This window comes from Streptomyces sp. 5-10, assembly GCF_014712245.1.
GTDB lineage: Bacteria > Actinomycetota > Actinomycetes > Streptomycetales > Streptomycetaceae > Streptomyces > Streptomyces violaceusniger.
In genome coordinates this window covers 187305-203535 of sequence record NZ_JACVYG010000008.1, presented here as the reverse complement: position 1 = coordinate 203535, position 16231 = coordinate 187305, and the positions used below count along the sequence as shown (strand labels likewise).

13 protein-coding genes and 2 pseudogenes are annotated in these 16231 nt (G+C 72.2%); 5 read left to right on the top strand and 10 right to left on the bottom strand.

Going from position 1 to position 16231, the window contains the following annotated elements:
* The first annotated feature begins 10 nt into the window (after positions 1 to 10).
* Positions 11 to 1360, top strand: a complete 1350-nt coding sequence (locus IEJ02_RS13360) for a family 43 glycosylhydrolase (RefSeq protein ID WP_191065038.1) — start codon at positions 11 to 13, stop codon at positions 1358 to 1360.
* Positions 1361 to 1537: 177 nt separating this feature from the next.
* Here IEJ02_RS13360 and ppk2 read toward each other — a convergent pair whose 3' ends face one another.
* The 3 genes from ppk2 to IEJ02_RS13345 are packed head-to-tail and all read right to left on the bottom strand — an operon-like array spanning position 1538 to position 3948.
* Complete coding sequence (gene ppk2, locus IEJ02_RS13355; RefSeq protein WP_191065037.1) at positions 1538 to 2482, bottom strand: polyphosphate kinase 2; 945 nt, start codon at positions 2480 to 2482, stop codon at positions 1538 to 1540.
* Between the two features lie 50 nt (positions 2483 to 2532).
* Positions 2533 to 2766 carry a hypothetical protein gene (locus IEJ02_RS13350; protein ID WP_191065036.1) on the bottom strand — a complete coding sequence of 78 codons (234 nt, stop codon included), beginning with the start codon at positions 2764 to 2766 and terminating at the stop codon, positions 2533 to 2535.
* Positions 2767 to 2793: 27 nt separating this feature from the next.
* Entirely contained in the window at positions 2794 to 3948 is a 1155-nt protein-coding gene (locus IEJ02_RS13345; RefSeq protein ID WP_191065035.1) for an inorganic phosphate transporter, read from the bottom strand.
* A 224-nt stretch (positions 3949 to 4172) separates the two neighbouring features.
* Here IEJ02_RS13345 and IEJ02_RS13340 point away from each other — a divergent pair, with 224 nt between their 5' ends.
* Positions 4173 to 5189 carry an alpha/beta fold hydrolase gene (locus IEJ02_RS13340; protein ID WP_191065034.1) on the top strand — a complete coding sequence of 339 codons (1017 nt, stop codon included), beginning with the start codon at positions 4173 to 4175 and terminating at the stop codon, positions 5187 to 5189.
* Positions 5190 to 5248: 59 nt separating this feature from the next.
* Here the strand turns inward: IEJ02_RS13340 and IEJ02_RS13335 are convergent, their stop codons facing one another.
* The 5 genes from IEJ02_RS13335 to IEJ02_RS13315 form a co-directional block, all read right to left on the bottom strand.
* Positions 5249 to 5854, bottom strand: a complete 606-nt coding sequence (locus tag IEJ02_RS13335) for a response regulator transcription factor (protein WP_191065033.1) — start codon at positions 5852 to 5854, stop codon at positions 5249 to 5251.
* Positions 5851 to 7065 carry a sensor histidine kinase gene (locus tag IEJ02_RS13330; RefSeq protein ID WP_223863739.1) on the bottom strand — a complete coding sequence of 405 codons (1215 nt, stop codon included), beginning with the start codon at positions 7063 to 7065 and terminating at the stop codon, positions 5851 to 5853. Before IEJ02_RS13330 ends, IEJ02_RS13335 begins: the two co-directional genes overlap by 4 nt.
* 35 nt (positions 7066 to 7100) lie before the next feature.
* Positions 7101 to 7916, bottom strand: coding sequence for an ABC transporter permease (locus IEJ02_RS13325; RefSeq protein ID WP_191065032.1), 816 nt, complete (start codon positions 7914 to 7916; stop codon positions 7101 to 7103).
* Positions 7913 to 8839, bottom strand: coding sequence for an ABC transporter ATP-binding protein (locus tag IEJ02_RS13320; protein ID WP_191065092.1), 927 nt, complete (start codon positions 8837 to 8839; stop codon positions 7913 to 7915). Before IEJ02_RS13320 ends, IEJ02_RS13325 begins: the two co-directional genes overlap by 4 nt.
* 109 nt (positions 8840 to 8948) lie before the next feature.
* The gene (locus tag IEJ02_RS13315) at positions 8949 to 10262 is read right to left on the bottom strand and encodes an aspartate aminotransferase family protein (protein ID WP_191065031.1); all 1314 of its coding nucleotides are present in this window, start codon (positions 10260 to 10262) and stop codon (positions 8949 to 8951) included.
* A gap of 98 nt (positions 10263 to 10360) precedes the next feature.
* On the opposite strand from IEJ02_RS13315, the pseudogene IEJ02_RS13310 reads away from it, so the two are divergent.
* From IEJ02_RS13310 to IEJ02_RS13300, 3 genes and pseudogenes are all read left to right on the top strand, one after another.
* A pseudogene (locus IEJ02_RS13310) lies at positions 10361 to 10874 on the top strand (LysR family transcriptional regulator).
* 184 nt (positions 10875 to 11058) lie between these two features.
* Entirely contained in the window at positions 11059 to 11790 is a 732-nt protein-coding gene (locus IEJ02_RS13305) for a dienelactone hydrolase family protein (protein ID WP_191065030.1), read from the top strand.
* A 271-nt stretch (positions 11791 to 12061) separates the two neighbouring features.
* Positions 12062 to 13423 (top strand): pyridoxal phosphate-dependent decarboxylase family protein, encoded by a 1362-nt coding sequence (locus IEJ02_RS13300; protein ID WP_191065029.1) that lies wholly within the window; start codon positions 12062 to 12064, stop codon positions 13421 to 13423.
* Between the two features lie 115 nt (positions 13424 to 13538).
* Here IEJ02_RS13300 and IEJ02_RS13295 read toward each other — a convergent pair whose 3' ends face one another.
* Positions 13539 to 15923, bottom strand: coding sequence for a glycoside hydrolase family 95 protein (locus IEJ02_RS13295; RefSeq protein ID WP_223863765.1), 2385 nt, complete (start codon positions 15921 to 15923; stop codon positions 13539 to 13541).
* Between the two features lie 29 nt (positions 15924 to 15952).
* A pseudogene (locus tag IEJ02_RS13290) lies at positions 15953 to 16153 on the bottom strand (ThuA domain-containing protein); the annotation flags it as partial.
* Positions 16154 to 16231 lie beyond the last annotated feature (78 nt).

The window sequence follows — 16231 nt, the reverse complement described above, 5'->3', positions numbered from 1 at the left end:
TGCTGTGTGCATGCCAACCAGCTCGGAGAACAGGTCGCCCATCCACAGACGCACATTGCTGGCCGGAGTAGCGGGTTCCCTGGGCGTGGCGGCGGGACTGCCCGCGGCCGCCGCCCAGGCATCGCCCCCGGAGGCCGCCGCGACGCGGCGGTACCCGTCGAACTGGCCCGAACCCGCCCCCTACGGCCTCGCGGACACCCGCCCGGACCTGTGGCCGCGCGAGGACAACTCCTTCATCCTCCCGCTCGAGCCACGCCCCCGCGACCGGGAGCGCGGCCTGGTCTGGATGCGGGACACCTACGTCAACTGCTTCGTCGTGGACGGCCGTCCGGTCTACGTGGCCACGGGCACCACCCGCGTGCCCGGGCTCACTGCCGCCGGCCCGTGGAACGACGGCATCTTCGTGTGGGTGGCCCCGTCCCTGCGCGGGCCCTGGAGGCTGGTGGACACGACCGGCATCCGGCCCGGCGCCGAGCGGGGCAAGGTGTGGTCGCCCGAGTTCGTCGGCGAGAACCGGCCCGGACGCACCGTCGTCGCCCCGTGGCAGGAGTACTGGTACGACGAGCGGTTCGGCAAGCGCGGCCAGGTCTGGGCCCCGGAGCTGCACCGCTTCCGCGACACCTGGTACATCGTCGCGTGCATGGGCGACCACTCCCGGAAGGTCGGTTCGTTCCTGCTGGTGAGCGAGGGCGGTATCGAGGGCCCGTACCGGCTCATCGAGGGCAACCTCGACAAGCCCTTCGGCGAACCGTTCATCGGCGGGCCGGAGTTCATCGAGCCCGGCGCGTACCACCACATCGACGGCAGCCTCTTCACCGAGGGCGACGCCGCGCGGCTCGTGCTGCACAACAACCTGTACGCGACGTTCCGGGACGACATGGAGGACATCGTCCCGACGAGCGGCCTCCCGGCGTTCCGGCAGCGGCCCTACTCCCCCGAGCCGTACCTCGAGGGCGCGTACGTGTTCCCGTACGAGGGCGCGTACTACCTCCTCCAGGCCGCGTGGAACCGGACGTCGGTCAATCCCGACGGCAGCACCCGCTACGCCTACGACCCGCCCGGGCCGGGCCGTGTGCAATACCACTACGACGCCGTCATCGCCGTCTCGGACAGCTTCGAGGGGCCGTACTCCGAGCGGTGGACCGCGGGTGTCGGCGCCGGACACAACAACGTCTTCGTGGACCACGGCGGCCACCTGTGGGCCACGTTCTTCCGCAATCCGAACTTCGGCTACTGGTCCGATCCGTCGCGCATCGCCGACGCCGCCGTGCCCGGTGTCGTACGGCTGGAGTGGACCGGGCCGGAGGGTCGTCGCCTGTACGTCCAGCGCCGGAAGCGGGGGCACGCGGACCGCGGCTGACCGGGCGAAGGTGGCGGGGTGGTCAGGGGGTGGCGGCCGGGTCGTCGAACAGGTGTGCACACCCCGCGCCGTCGGTTACGGCGGGCCGAACGATGCGGGAGACAACGGGCGGCTTGACCGGACAACCCGGGGCGGCCCTGGCGCTCGGCTTCGGTGTGCCCGGCTTCGGTGTGCTCGTCAGCGCCCGTCGCCGTCGTCGGTTTCGCTCGTGGCGCCGTCGGTGGCGTCGTTCGTGTCGTCCTCGCCCTCCTCCAGCAGGCCCGCCGCCGCGCCCACGACGCGCGGGTCGGGGGTGCCGACGACCTCCTCGTCCTTGTCCGCGTAGTCGAAGCGGGCGAGCACACTGCGCATGGCCTCCACGCGCGCCCGCTTTTTGTCGTTGCTCTTGACCACCGTCCAGGGCGCGTACTCCGTGTCCGTCTCGCGGAACATGGCGACCTTCGCGGCGGTGTAGTCGTCCCAGCGGGCCAGCGAGGCGAGGTCCATCGGGCTGAGCTTCCACTGCCGTACGGGATCCACCTGACGGATCGTGAAGCGGGTGCGCTGCTCGCTCTGGGACACCGAGAACCAGAACTTCACCAGGTCCACGCCGTCGTCCACGAGCATCCGCTCGAAGAGCGGCGCCTGGCGCATGAAGCGCCGGTACTCGTCCCTGGAGCAGAAGCCCATGACCCGCTCGACCCCGGCCCGGTTGTACCAGGACCGGTCGAAGAGCACGATCTCACCCGCGGTCGGCAGATGCTCCACATAGCGCTGGAAGTACCACTGGCCACGTTCGCGCTCGGTCGGCTTCTCCAGCGCCACGACCCGCGCGCCACGCGGGTTGAGGTGTTCGGTGAAGCGCTTGATGGTGCCGCCCTTGCCGGCCGCGTCCCGGCCCTCGAAGACGATGACGAGCCGGCGTCCGGTCTCCTTGATCCAGCTCTGCAGCTTCAGCAGTTCTATCTGCTGGAGCCGCTTGTGCCACTCGTACTCCTTGCGCTCCATGCGGTGCGCGTAGGGATAGTTCTCCCGCCAGGTGTCGACCGGGCTTCCGTCCGGCCGGATGAGCACGGGGTCGTCGTGGTCGCTGTAGTCGACCGTCAGGTCGGCCAGCTCGGACAGCAAGGGCGGCGTCGTCATGCGGTCCTTCCTTTCCGTTCCCAGTGGATCCGTTCACAGTGGATCCGTTCTCAGTGGAACTGCGGCACGATCAGATAGATCCCGTAGGCCACCACCGCCGCGCACGCCACGAAGCACAGCCCGGCCTGGGTGAGGCCCAGGGTCGAGCCGGCGCCGTTCTCCTCACGGGCCGCCTCCACGCGGGCGAGGCCCAGGACGCCGAGGGCGAAGACGGTGACCACGGCAATGGTGACGCCGATGCTCACCGCGGTGACCTGGCCGAGTGCGGTCCAATCGAGATGCATCGTTTCAACTCTCCGGAAGTCGAGGACTTATGCGGCCGTGCCGACCGTGGACGGCGGCTCGTTGCGGATGGTGACCTCGTGGGTGTCGTTGACGTTCTTCGCGTCCACGGGGTTACGGCGGGAGAGGAGCACGATGCCCGCGGCGAGGGCCGCGCCGACCAGCGCGACGACCGCCGCGCCCACGTTTCCGCCGTTCGTGACCACGCTCGCGGAGACGCCGCCGACCAGCGCGGCCGCGGGCAGGGTGACCATCCAGGCGATCACCATGCGGCCCGCGACGCCCCAGCGCACCTCCGCCAGCCGGCGGCCGAGACCGGCGCCGAGGATGCTGCCGGAGGCCACCTGGGTGGTGGACAGGGCGAAGCCGAGGTGGGCGGAGGTGAGGATGACGGTCGTGGAGGCGGTCTCGGCGGCGAAGCCCTGCGGGGACTGGATCTCGGTCAGCCCCTTGCCCATGGTGCGGATGATCCGCCAGCCGCCCAGGTAGGTGCCGAGACCGATGGCGAGACCCGCGGAGGCGATCACCCACAGCGGCGGACCGGCGTCGTGGCCGAGGGCACCCGTCGAGATCAGGGTCAGCGTGATGACGCCCATGGTCTTCTGCGCGTCGTTGGTGCCGTGGGCGAGCGAGACGAGCGAGGCCGAGGCGATCTGACCGGCCCGGAAGCCCTTGGTCACGGACTTCTTTCGGGCGCGGTCGGTGAGCCGGTACGCGAGGTAGGTGGCCAGCAGCGCGGCGACACCGGCCACGAGCGGCGAGGCCACCGCCGGTATCAGCACCTTCTCGACAACCTTGTCGAAGTGCACGCCGTGCGAGCCCGCACCGACCCACACGGCCCCGATCAGCCCGCCGAACAGGGCGTGCGACGAGCTCGACGGCAGCCCGACCAGCCAGGTCAGCAGATTCCAGAGGATCGCCCCGACCAGCCCCGCGAAGATCATGCCCGGGGTGACCAGGGTGTCGTCGACGATGCCACCGGAGATGGTCTTGGCGACCTCGGTGGACAGGAAGGCACCGACGATATTGAGGATCCCGCTCACCAGAACCGCCGTTCTGGGGGTGAGCGCGCCGGTGGCGATGGAGGTGGCCATCGCGTTGGCCGTGTCATGGAATCCGTTGGTGAAGTCGAAGGCGAGCGCCGTGACGATGACGACCGCCACCAAGAAGGTGATGTGGTCCATTCCTGCATGCAAACAAGCTCAGGCCAATGCTCGGCGAACTCGAGGCAAAGGCAGTACAAGGGCGACGCGCGCAGGTCGTGGGAATCGTTGTCGGCGTGGCGTAACCCTGGTGGATCGCCTACTTCACCCGGTCGGACGCCGCCGTGCGGCCCCGCGCCGCGGGTCCGGCGAACGTTGAGGAGCCACAGCCCTCACGCGAAGACCTCCAGGGAAGCGAGGACACCATGGCGGCCTCTCCGGCTCTCGGCTCCGGACGCGGACGGATCCGCGCACGTGTCGCGGCGGCCGGATGCGCTCTGGCGGTGTGCACGGCGCTGGTGGCCCCGGCCGCCGCGGAGGACGACGCGGCGGCCGGTAAACCCACGGTGGTCCTGATCCACGGCGCGTTCGCGGACGGCTCCAGCTGGAACGGTGTCATCCAACGGCTGGAGCGCCGCGGTTACCCCGTCATCGCCCCCGCCAACCCGCTGCGCGGCCTCACCACCGACTCCGCCTACATCGCCTCCGTCCTGGACAGCGTCAAGGGCCCGATCGTGCTGGTGGGCCACTCCTACGGCGGCGCGGTCATCAGCGTGGCCGCGGCGGGGAACTCCCGGGTGAAGTCGCTGGTGTACGTGTCCGCTCAGATGCTCGACAAGGGGGAGAGCGGGCAGTCGCTGGCCGCCCGGTACCCCAGCGAGCTCGCCACCGCCATCAAGGCGGTCCCGTACCGGGCCGGTGGCGGTGTGCGGGGCACGGATCTGTACCTCAAGCGGGACAAGCTCCACCGGGTCTTCGCCGCCGACCTGCCCGCCAGTACGGCGAAGTTGCTGGCGGCGACCCAACGGCCCGCCAGTACGGCCGCGTTCTCGGAGAAGGCCAAGGTGGCGGCGTGGCGGCAGATCCCGTCCTGGTTCCTCGTCGCCCGGCAGGACAAGACCATCAACCCCCGGCAGGAGCGGTTCGAGGCCAAGCGCGCCCACGCGCACACCGTGGAGATCAACTCCTCCCACGTGGCCATGATCGCCCACCCCCAGGCGGTCACCGACCTCATCGTCAAGGCCGCCACGGCCACCGGTTCGGCCCGGCCGTCGCCCGCGGCCAACCCCTCCGACTCCCGCGCCAGGGCCGACTCCCGCGCCAGGGCGGAGTCCCGGCCCGCCGACACGGCCGCCGCGTGGGTGACCGCGGGCGCGGCGGCGCTGCTCCTGGGCGGTGGCGCCGTCCTCGTCGGTCGCCGCCGACGCCGGCGTCCGCGCTGACCGACTGGCGGCGCCCGCGCTGACCGACTGGCGAGGACTGTTGTCGGCGCGAACCCCCACTACAGCCAACCGCGCTCGCGGGCGATCCGCGCCGCCACATGGCGGTTCTCCGCGCCGAGTTTGGCCGCGGCCGCGGACAGGTAGTTGCGCACCGTCCCGGGCGACAGCGCGGCGCGGGAGGCGATCTCCGCCACCGGTGCCCCGTCCTCGGCCAGCGACAGCATCTCCGCCTCGCGGGGGGTGAGGGGCGACTCGCCCGCGGCGATCGCGTCCGCCGCCAGTTCGTGGTCCACGTAGCGGCCGTCCGTGTGCACCGTACGGATGATCTCCGCCAGTCGCCGCGCGGACACCGTCTTCGGCACGAAGCCGCGCACACCCGCCGCCAGCGCCTGCTTCAGCGCCCCGGCCCCGGCGTGGCTGGTGACGATCATCGAGGCGCACTCCGGCACCTCGTCGCGCAGCAGCGCCGCCACCGACACCCCGTCACGCCCGGGCATCCGCATGTCAAGGACGGCCACGTCGGGGCGGTGTGCCCGGGCCATGGCCAGCGCCTCGTCGCCCGATCCGGCCTCCGCCACCACGGTGATGTCGTCCTCCAGCGCGAGGAGGGAGGCGAGCGCGCCCCGGATGAGGTGTTCGTCGTCCGCCAGCAGAACCCTGATCATTCGGCCGCCTCCCACGGAATCCTCGCGGTCAGGCGGAAGATCCCGTCCGCGCACCGCTCGGTGGCCAGGGTGCCGTCCACCTCGGCCAGGCGCTCGCGCAGCCCCGGCAGACCGCTGCCGGTGCCCGGTCGGGGGTCCCCGTCCGCCCCGTCGTTCTCCATCAGCAGTGCCACCGAGCCCGCGACCGTGGCGCGCACCGACACCTCGCAGCGGGACGCGCCCTGTGCGTGGCGGAGCACGTTCGTCGTTCCCTCGCGGACCACCCAGCCGAGCGCCGCCTGCGTCTGCGCGGGCAGCCGCGCCGCCGGGCCGTTCTCGATCCGGCAGTCGATCCCGGCCGCTTCGAGGACGGACCGGGCCCCGGCCAGTTCGGCGTGCAGATCGGCGGTGCGGTAGCCGCGTACCACCGCGCGGATCTCCCGCTGGGACTCCTGCGCGATCCGCTGCACCTCCTCCATCTGGGCCACCGCTTCCTCCCGGCCCCGCCGCGCCAGCTCCACCGCGAGTTCGCTCTTCAGCGCCACCACCGCGAGGTTGCGGCCCAGCACATCGTGCAGATCGCGGCCGAACCGCAGCCGCTCCTCCGCCACGGCCAGCCGTGCCTGCGTCGCACGCGCCCTGGCCAGCTCCTCGATCAGCCGCACGCTCCACCCGGAGACCCGTATCGCGACGGCCATGAACGGAACCATGAGCAGGCTGGCGCCGATCGCGAGGGCCAGCGGCTCGTCCGACAGCCCGCTCGCCGCCGCCGCGCCGAGCGCGACCACCGGCACCGCCGCGACCAGCGCCGCCCCGGGGCGGCGCGGCAGCGCCAGCATCGGCGGACCCGCGTAGTACATCAGCAGCCAGACCAGATACGCCGCCAGGTCCCCTCCACGGATGCGGCCGACGGCCAGCAGCGCACAGCCCAGGGCGGCCATGGCCACGGTGACGGCGACGTACAGCGCGACCAGCCAGACCGGGCGCGGACCGGCGCCGAGGTAGTGGAGCAGGGCGGCGCGGGAGAGCAGCCCCTGGACCGCGACGTGCACCGTGCCCACGCCCGCCACCAGGACCGACCCGAGCGTGCCGGCCTCCGTCGTCGCGATCCAGAACGCCCACAGCGCCGCCTCGGTGGCGGCGAGGAAGACGACGGTGGCGAGGGTGTAGCGGCGGTAGCGCTCGGGGCCGTCCGGGCCCCCGAACCGCTCCACCCAGGTCTCCACGCTCATGCTCATCGTCTCCATCGCTTCGGGCTCCCCCGTCCTCAACCCCGCGGTCCCCAGCGGAACCACCGGCGCACACCGAAGACTGCCAGGCCCGTCCAGGCCAGCGCGAGGAGCGCCGCCCGGAGTTGGTCCGCACCGTCCAGATCGCCCGTCCAGCCGCCCCTCAGCAGGTCCATCACCGGCGAGAACGGCAGCCAGGCGGCGATGTCGGCCAGCGTGTCCGGCATCACCTCACGCGGCGCGTAGACGCCGGAGGCGACCATGGTCACCAGCAGGAAGGGCAGGAACGTCAGCTGTGCGCTCTCCGCGGTGCGGGTGAACGCCGCCGTCAGCGCTCCCGCGGCCACCAGCATCGCCACGCCGACGAGCAGCCCGAACACCGCCAGGTGCGGGGCGGCCGGCGCGTCCGCGTCCAGGAACACGGTCATCCCGATCGCCAGCAGCACGGACTGCACGGCCGCCAGCAGGAACGCCGGGAGGGCGTTGCCGACGAGGATCTCCCAGTCGCGCACCTCTCCGGTGCGCAGCCGCTTCAGTACGAGGGTCTCGCGGCGCAGCACGTACACGCCGACCAGATTCGTGTAGACGGAGAAGAACAGCGCCATCGCCAGCGCGGCGGGCAGCATGACGGTGGCCACCGACAGGCCGGTGCCGCCCAGGTCAAGCTCCTCGACCACGCCGCGCATCGCGAAGGCCATCACGCTCGGCAGGACCACCGCGGTGACCAGGGACGCCTTGCTGCGCACCAGCAGCGTCAACTCGGCGCGGCCGAGGGCGGCCAGGCGGTCCATGGCGGTGACCCGGGTGGGCGTGGCCGTGTGCGTCCGTCCCGTAGGGGCTGCTGACGTCGTCATCGTGAACCCTCGCTCTCCAGACCCTTCGCGATCTCCATGAACGCCTCCTCCAGCGTGGCCGACCGGGCGTCGAACCCGCGCAGCGCCACGTCCTTGTCCCGGGCCCACAGCAGCAGCGCCGTCGCCGTGCGCTGGAGATCGGCGGTCTCCAGCCGGACCGTCCGCCCGGTGTTCTCCTGCCTGGTCACCCCCAGCGGTGCCAGCGGTGGCAGATCGCCGAGGAAGTGGTCCAGGGGCAGCTCGAAGCTCATCCGCGAGGGCCGTTCGGCCACCACGTCGGCGACCCGCCCCGAGGTGGCGATCCGCCCGGCGTGCATGATCGCCAGCCGGTCGGCCAACTGCTCCGCCTCCTCCAGGTAGTGGGTGGTGAGCAGCACCGTCGTGCCCTGTTCCTTGAGCTCCCGGATCAGCTCCCAGGTCTCGTGGCGGGATTGCGCGTCCAGGCCGGTCGTCGGCTCGTCGAGGAACAGCACCTCCGGCCGCCCCAGCAGGGCCAGGGCGAGATCGAGGCGGCGGCGCTCGCCACCGGAGAGCTGCTTGACCCGCACCGCCCGCCGCTGGGTCAGCCGGGTCAGCTCCAGGGCCTCGGCCACGGGGCGGGCGCCGCTGGTGCACCCCGCCCACATGCGCGCGGTCTCCGTGACGGTCAGCTCGGTCGGGAAGCCGCCCTCCTGGAGCATGACCCCGATACGGGGGCGTACGGCGGCGCGGTCGCGGTACGGGTCGCGGCCGAGCACCCGAACCGTCCCGGAGGTGGGGGTGGCCTGCCCCTCCAGGACTTCGAGGGTGGAGGTCTTACCGGCCCCGTTGGTGCCCAGGAGCGCGAAGAGCTCACCACGGGCGACCGTGAGGTCGACGCCGCGCACGGCCTCGAAGCCCTTGTAGTGCCGCCGCAAGTCGGCGGTTTCGATAACGGTGTCCATGCCTTCCAGGTTTCCGGCGCGGCGGGGCCGGGAGGAGTGCGGTGTGTCATGAGTCCGCATGACAGATGTCATGCGGACTCATGAGACTCTGCGCACTCATGACACGGCGTCAGAGGTCGCGGACGGCGTCGGTGAGCGCCTGGTCGAGGATGGCGGCACCGCGGGCGATCTCGTCGTCGCTCGCGGTCAGCGGCGGCGCGATCCGGAAGGTGCCGCCCATGCCGGGCAACTGGACGATGTTCATGTGCAGCCCGAGCTCGAAGCAGCGCCGGGTGACGGACGCGCCGAGCCGGTCGGCGCCACCGGCGCCCAGCGCCTGGTCACCGACCAGCTCCATGCCCAGCAGCAGCCCGCGGCCGCGGATGTCCCCGACGACGTCGTGGCGGGTGGCGAGCTCATCGAGCTGACCGCGCAGTGCCGTGCCGAGTTCGCGCGCACGCTTGTCGAGGTGGTCGCGGACCAGGACGTCGAGGACGGTGTTGCCGACGGCCGCCGGCAGCGGGTCGCTGACGTGGGTGGTGAAGAACAGGAACCCCCGGTCGTACGCCTGCTGCTCGATCTCCGGGCTGGTCAGCACGGCGGCCAGCGGCAGCCCCGCGCCGAGCGTCTTGGACAGCGTGAGGATGTCCGGGACGACGCCCTCGTGTTGATGTGCGTACCAGTCGCCGGTGCGGCACAGCCCGGTCTGCGCCTCGTCGAGGATCAGCAGCATGTCCCGCTCCCGGCACTTCTGGGCGAGGGCGGCGAGATAGCCCGGCGGGAGCTCGATGACGCCGCCGGAGCTGAGGATCGGCTCGACCAGGCAGGCGGCGAGGCTGCCGACCGACTGGGCGTCGATGAGGTCGAAGCCCAGGTCGAGCTGGCGGCGCCAGTCGAGCGAGCCCTCGGCGTCGACGATGTCGGGGTGCAAGCGGTCGGGCACCGGCAGCGCGAAGTTGCCCGGCGCGGCGGGTCCGTAGCCCTTGCGCCCGGCGCTGTAGGTGGCGTTCGCGGCGGCCTGGGTCATGCCGTGCCAGGACCGGGCGAACGAGACGATCTCATGGCGGCCGGTGACGAGTTTCGCCATCCGCACCGCGGCCTCGTTCGCCTCCGCGCCGGTGGTCAGGAGCAACGCCTTCTCGAGGGGGTCGGGCAGGGTCTCGGCGAGCCGCCGGGTGAGGTCGATGACCGGTCGGCTGAGCATGCCGCTGTGCAGATGGTCGAGGTGGGCGACCTGCTCACGCACCGTGGCGACGATCTCCGGATGGGAGTGGCCGAGGATCGCACTCATCTGGCCGGAGGTGAAGTCGAGCAGCTCGCGGCCGCTCTCGGTGAACACCGAGGTGCCCGCGGCGCGGGCGATGACCTCGGGGGTGAACGCGGCTCGGCCGGAATAGCGGATGAGGTGGCGCTCCACGGCGCCACCGGCTGTCTCGGGATCCATGCGAACGACGGTAGGGATGCGCCGCTGCGCGCGTCCATCGCACAGATCCGACCGTTCTGTTCGGTGAAACCGGACAGGGGAACCGTAGAATCGCCCCCATGCTCAACTCGGGTCGGCTGCGGCTGCTCAGCCTGCTGGAAACGCTGGGCACCGTGCGCGCGGTGGCCGAGACGCTGCACCTGAGCGCGTCGACGGTGTCCCAGCAACTGGCGGTCCTGGAGACCGAGACCCGGTGCCGGCTGATCGAGCGGACCGGGCGGAAGGTGCGGCTGACCCCGGCCGGGCTGCTGCTGGCCCGGCGGGGCCGGGAGATCCTGGACCAGATGGCGGAGGCCGAGGCCGAGCTGCACGCCCTGTCTGATGCTGCTGCGACACGTCGAGTCGGCCCGGTCGATCACCCTGCTGCCCGCCCTCGCCATCACCCCGGACCACGCCGTCGCCACCCGCGAGCTCAGCACGCCGGTGCACCGCAACATCACCATCGCGGTGCGGCGCGGCACGACGCGGCGCGCCGCGGTGAACGCGGTCGTGGCGGCCCTGCGCGACCACCCCGAGATCCCGGCCCTGTCCGCCCCGCACCAGCGCAACCAGCACCCTGCCCGGGACCGCTGACGGCCGGGCCGCTCGGGAAGGGGGTGACGTTGCCGCTCGAGCCCGTCGTGATACTTTCGGTGCCGCCGTGCGCCGCCGCGAACCGAGGAGGTGAGACCGATCAACGCTGTGACAGGTCGGGCCCCCTTCTCCCGCATGGCCTGGGGAGTGCCCGCGGAAGGCCTCCCGAAAGGCTTGCGACGCAATGCGCTTCACCTCTGAGACATCGTCCGACGGTGTCCGCGAACAGCTCTTCACCCTCGGTGAGGTTCCCGGCGCGCTGTGGACGCCGGAAGGCGCCGCCGGTGCCCGTCCCCTGATCCTGCTGGGACACGGCGGCGGTCAGCACAAGAAGGCCCCGGACATCCTGGCCCGCGCACACCGCTCCGTGGCCGAGTGCGGTTTCGCGGCGGTGGCGGTCGATGTGCCCGGGCACGGCGACCGGCCGCTGGACGAGGAGTACAACCGGATCGCCACCGAGAACCAGGCTCGGGTGGAGGCCGGAGCCGAACTGGCCCCGCTCATCGCCGAGTTCCAGGCACTGGTGGCCCGCCAGACCGTCCCGGAATGGCGGGCGGTGCTGGACGCGGTGCGGCAGCTCGATCACGTCGGCACCGGTCCGGTGGGCTACTGGGGGATCTCGCTGGGCTGTGGCCTCGGCGTTCCGTTCGTCGCCGCCGAGCCCCGGGTCCGCGCGGCGGTGCTGGGCCTGGGCGGGGCGTTGGCCTCGGCCGAGGCCGCCGCGCGGATCACCGTCCCGGTGGAGTTCCTGGTGCAGTGGGACGATGAGCGGGTGCCGCGTGACCAGAGCCTGGCGCTCTTCGACGCCTTGGCCTCGGCCGAGAAGACGCTGCACGCCAACCCCGGCACCCACGCGGAGATCCCGGCCTTCGAGCTGGACAGCACGCTGAGGTTCTTCTCCCGGCACCTGGTCTGAACCCTCCGGCACCTTGGGGGACCAGCGCGAGCAGATGGCCGCCGTCGCCAACGTCCACCGCGCCGCCGCGGCCGTCCGCCAGCACCTGGAGAACTCCGCGCCGCGCCCGCACGATCTGACCTGGACCGGCTTCGTGTGCCACCCGGCTGATACAGGGCGATCCGCGCGAGGAGGCCACCGACATCGGCTTCCGCGGCATCCGCCCGCGAGCGACCCTGAACCGAACCACCGGCCCCGAACCGGATCCCCAGCCGACCAAGGAGTGGACCACATGGATCTGAATGCCTGGCTCGCCACGGCCGTGGCGTCCAACGCCGACTGGATGAAGAGCTTCGGCCCCTACCAGGCCCATCCGGCGCTGGCGGTCGACGACGCCCGGTTCGCCACCGCGTTCGAGGCCTTCACCGAGCGGCTGAAGGACAACTACCCCTTCTTCCACCCCCGTTACGCGGGCCAGATGCTCAAGCCACCGCATCCGGCGGCCGTCGTGGGCTACCTCACGGCGATGCTGATCAATCCCAACAACCACGCCCTGGACGGCGGCCCGGCCACCGCCGAGATGGAGCGGGAGGCCGTCCAGCAGCTCGCCACGATGTTCGGCTACGACACCCACCTCGGCCACCTGACCACCAGCGGCACCATCGCCAACCTCGAAGCGCTCTTCGTGGCGCGCGAACTGCACCCCGGCAAGGGTGTCGCGTACAGCACCGAGGCCCACTACACCCATGGCCGGATGTGCGGTGTCCTCGGAGTGGAGGGCCATCCGGTCCCGGTGGACGACCTCGGCCGGATCGATCTCGACGCGCTGGAGCGGGTCCTGCGGACCGGCCGCGTCGGCACCGTCGTGCTCACCGCGGGCACCACCGGGCTCGGAGCCGTCGAGCCGATCCACGAGGCGTCGGCGCTGCGCGAGCGCTACGACGTCCGTATCCACGTCGACGCCGCCTACGGCGGTTTCTTCACCCTGCTGGCCGGGGCGCCGGGCCCGGAGGGGCTGCCCGAGGAGCCGTGGCGGGCCATCGCCGAGGCCGATTCCATCGTCGTGGACCCGCACAAGCACGGCCTCCAGCCGTACGGCTGCGGCGCCGTCCTGTTCCGCGATCCCTCGGTGGGCCGGTTCTATCTGCACGACTCGCCGTACACGTACTTCACCTCCGAGGAGCTGCACCTCGGCGAGATCAGCCTGGAGTGCTCCCGCGCGGGCGCGGCGGCCGCCGCGCTGTGGCTCACCTTCCAGCTGATACCGCCCACGCGGGAGGGGCTGGGGCAGTCGCTCGCGGCGGGCCGGCGGGCGGCGCTGCGCTGGGCCGAACTGATCGAGGATTCGGCGCACCTGGAGCTGTACCAGGCCCCGGAGCTGGACATCGTGAGCTACTTCCCGGTGACCGAGGCCGCCACGCTGTCGCGGATCGACGCGGCGAGCAACCGCGTCCTCCAGGAGGGGATGGCGGACAGCGACCCCGTCTTCGTGAGCACGCTCCGCGTCGGCGCCGATCGCCTCACGGCTCTCCATCCCCAGCTCGTCCGGGACGCCGACGGGGCCCGCATCCTGCGGAGTGTGCTGATGAAGCCGGAGTCCGAGGGCTATGTCGACCATCTCCACGAGCGTCTGGAGCGGCTCGCGCGTGCGTGACGGCCGCCGGGGCCCACGGTGACGAGGCGTTCCGCGCGGCCGGGGCGACCCATGTGCTGGACTCGGTGGCCGACCTGCCCGCCCTGTTGCGGGGAACCGGCGACTGAGCCCCCGCTCAGGCGGGACGGACCACATACGTGGCGCCCGCGTTCGCGGTGAAGGCCGTGACCCCCGGCTCCGGCCGGGTGGTGGCGACGGGTGCGTCCCCGGAGGTCACCCGCACGTCCTTCGCCGTACGCAGGCGTGTCGGGCCTCCGGCCCGGGCGCTCAGCCGCGCCTCGCTCAGCGCACCGCCCGTCCAGCTGACGTCCACCTCGAAACCGCCCCGCGCCAGCAGGCCCCGCACGCTGCCGTCCGGCAGGTTCGGCGGGAGGGCGGGCAGCAGGTGCAGCTCGTCATGCTGGCTCTGCAGCAGCCATTCGGTCACTCCGGCGCAGGCGCCGAAGTTGCCGTCGATCTGGAACGGCGGGTGCAGGTCGAAGAGGTTGGGGGCGGTGCGCTCGGGGGTGAGCAGATCGGTGAGCAGCTTGTAGGAGCGATCGCCCTCCTGGAGCCGCGCCCAGAAGTTGATCTTCCAGGCCAGCGACCACCCGGTCCCCGCGTCACCGCGCTGTACGAGGGTGGTGCGCGCCGCGGCGAACAGGTCCGGGGTGCGCGTCCGGCTGATCTGGTTGCTCGGATGCAGCCCGTACAGATGGGAGACATGGCGGTGCTGCTGCTCGGGGGCGCCCGCGTCCCAGTCCTGCTGCCACTCCTGGAGCTGGCCCCGCGCGCCGATCTTCATGGGGGCGAGCCGTCCGCGCGCGGCGAGCACCTGGTCCCGGAAGGCGGCGTCGGTGCCGAGGAGGTCGGCGGCCGAGGCCACGGCGCCGAACAGGTCGCGCAGCAGCTGCATGTCCATCGTCGGCCCGGCGCACAGCGAGCCGCCACCCCCGTCGTGGTGGGCGTTCTCCGGGGAGACGGAGGGGCAGGTGACCAGCGCGCCCGTGGTCGGGTCGGTCACCAGCGCGTCGAGGAAGAACTCGGCCGCGCCCTTGAGGACGGGATAGCGCGCCCGCAGCTTCGCCGTGTCGCGGGTGTAGCGGTAGTGCTCCCAGATGGCCATGGACAGCCACGCGCCACCCATCGGCCACATGCCCCAGAAGGCGCCGTCGACGGGCGCCGTGCCGCGCCAGGCGTCGGTGTTGTGGTGGGTGACCCAGCCGTCCGCGCCGTACTGAGTGCGCGCCGTGGACCGCCCGGCGACGGCCAGCTCGTCGAGCAGGGTGAAGACCGGCTCCCAGCACTCCAGGAGGTTGGCGGGCGCGGCCGGCCAGTAGTTCATCTCCGTATTGATGTTGATGGTGTACTTCGAGCCCCAGGGCGGGCTCGTCAGGTCGTTCCAGATGCCCTGGAGGTTGGCCGGCTGGGTGCCGGGGCGGGACGCCGCGATGAGCAGATAGCGGCCGTACTGGAAGTGCAGCTCGATCAGTTGCGGATCGCCGCCGGAGGCGAAGCGGGCGACCCGCTCGTCGGTGGGCAGGGCCGCCGCGTCGCTGGTGCCCACGTCCAGCGAGGTGCGGCGAAACAGCGCGCGGTGGTCCTCGACATGGCGACCGCGCAGCCGGCCGTACGGGCTGTTCGCCGCCGGGTTGAGGTCCGCCGCCGCCCGGCCCGCCGCGTCGCCATGGGCGTTCTCCCAGTTCACATAGGTGGTGCCGATGGACACCAGGACGGTGGCCGCGTCGGCGCCCCGGACGGTGACGGTCCCGCCCGCGCTGGTGGTGGTGCCGCCCTCGGCGAGCACCCGCACCAGCGCGCGGAACCCCACCGCGCCGGCCACCCCGCCCGTGGCGTCGCCGGTCCCGTCGAGGGCGGCGGTGAGCGGGTCGGGCGAGGACGGGGAGGTGTGCAGCGGGCTGTCGAACGTGGCGCCGAAGGACAGGGCGCCCTTCCTGGACGCGGACAGCCGGACGACGATGACGCGGTCGGGAGCGCTGGCGAACGCCTCGCGGGTGTACGTCACACCGTCGCGGGTGTAGGTGGTGGTGGCGATCGCCGAGTCCAGGTCCAGCTCCCGCCGGTAGCCGGACACCGCGCCGCCCGTCGGCAGCTTCAGGAGCAGGCTGCCGACGGTCTGGTACTGGGCCTGGCCGCCGGGCACACCGAGGAAGTCGGAGTTGATCAGTGTCTCGGCCTCGGGCCACTTTCCGTCGAAGACGAGCTGCCGGATGCGGGGCAGGGCGGCCAGGCCCTTGTTGTTGTCGTATTCGTGCGGCCCGCCCGCCCAGAGCGTGTCCGCGTTGAGCTGCAGCCGCTCGGTCTCGGTCCCCCCGAACACCATCGCGCCGAGCCGCCCGTTGCCCAGCGGCAGGGCGCTCAGCCAGTCGGCGGCGGGCGCGCGGTACCACAGCGCCAGCGGCCGGTCCGCCGCCTGGTGGCCGTGGCGCGCGGCGTGGGCGGACCCGGCGGGCAGACCGGTGGCCGCGAGGCCCGTGGTGGCCGTGGCGGCGAGGGCCATGAACTGCCGGCGCGGGACGTCGGGGGTCACTTGGCCACGCCCGTGGCGTAGGTGATGCCGCCGAAGAGGTGCTGCCGGGAGGCGGGCTCGGCGTAGGACTCCTTGGTGTGGCCGAGTCCGGTGCAGAAGGCCCGGCCGCCCTTGTACGCCTGGTAGCGGCTGATGGGTTGATCGCCGTTCACGGTGCCGCCGCTGTACGAGGACTCGTCCAGCGCGGCGAGCACGCGCACGGTGGGCGCGTTCGCCGCGGTGATCGGCACGGCGCCGGCCGCGGCCTTCATCACGGAGCGGCGCGGGGCGGGGGCGGG

Excerpts from the sequence above, each read along its gene's own strand:
- IEJ02_RS13360 (WP_191065038.1), top strand. The coding sequence starts at position 11 with ATGCCAACCAGCTCGGAGAACAGGTCGCCCATCCACAGACGCACATTG.
- ppk2 (WP_191065037.1), bottom strand. The coding sequence starts at position 2,482 with ATGACGACGCCGCCCTTGCTGTCCGAGCTGGCCGACCTGACGGTCGAC.
- IEJ02_RS13350 (WP_191065036.1), bottom strand. The coding sequence starts at position 2,766 with ATGCATCTCGATTGGACCGCACTCGGCCAGGTCACCGCGGTGAGCATC.
- IEJ02_RS13345 (WP_191065035.1), bottom strand. The coding sequence starts at position 3,948 with ATGGACCACATCACCTTCTTGGTGGCGGTCGTCATCGTCACGGCGCTC.
- IEJ02_RS13340 (WP_191065034.1), top strand. The coding sequence starts at position 4,173 with ATGGCGGCCTCTCCGGCTCTCGGCTCCGGACGCGGACGGATCCGCGCA.
- IEJ02_RS13335 (WP_191065033.1), bottom strand. The coding sequence starts at position 5,854 with ATGATCAGGGTTCTGCTGGCGGACGACGAACACCTCATCCGGGGCGCG.
- IEJ02_RS13330 (WP_223863739.1), bottom strand. The coding sequence starts at position 7,065 with ATGAGCGTGGAGACCTGGGTGGAGCGGTTCGGGGGCCCGGACGGCCCC.
- IEJ02_RS13325 (WP_191065032.1), bottom strand. The coding sequence starts at position 7,916 with ATGACGACGTCAGCAGCCCCTACGGGACGGACGCACACGGCCACGCCC.
- IEJ02_RS13320 (WP_191065092.1), bottom strand. The coding sequence starts at position 8,839 with ATGGACACCGTTATCGAAACCGCCGACTTGCGGCGGCACTACAAGGGC.
- IEJ02_RS13315 (WP_191065031.1), bottom strand. The coding sequence starts at position 10,262 with ATGGATCCCGAGACAGCCGGTGGCGCCGTGGAGCGCCACCTCATCCGC.
- IEJ02_RS13305 (WP_191065030.1), top strand. The coding sequence starts at position 11,059 with ATGCGCTTCACCTCTGAGACATCGTCCGACGGTGTCCGCGAACAGCTC.
- IEJ02_RS13300 (WP_191065029.1), top strand. The coding sequence starts at position 12,062 with ATGGATCTGAATGCCTGGCTCGCCACGGCCGTGGCGTCCAACGCCGAC.
- IEJ02_RS13295 (WP_223863765.1), bottom strand. The coding sequence starts at position 15,923 with ATGGCCCTCGCCGCCACGGCCACCACGGGCCTCGCGGCCACCGGTCTG.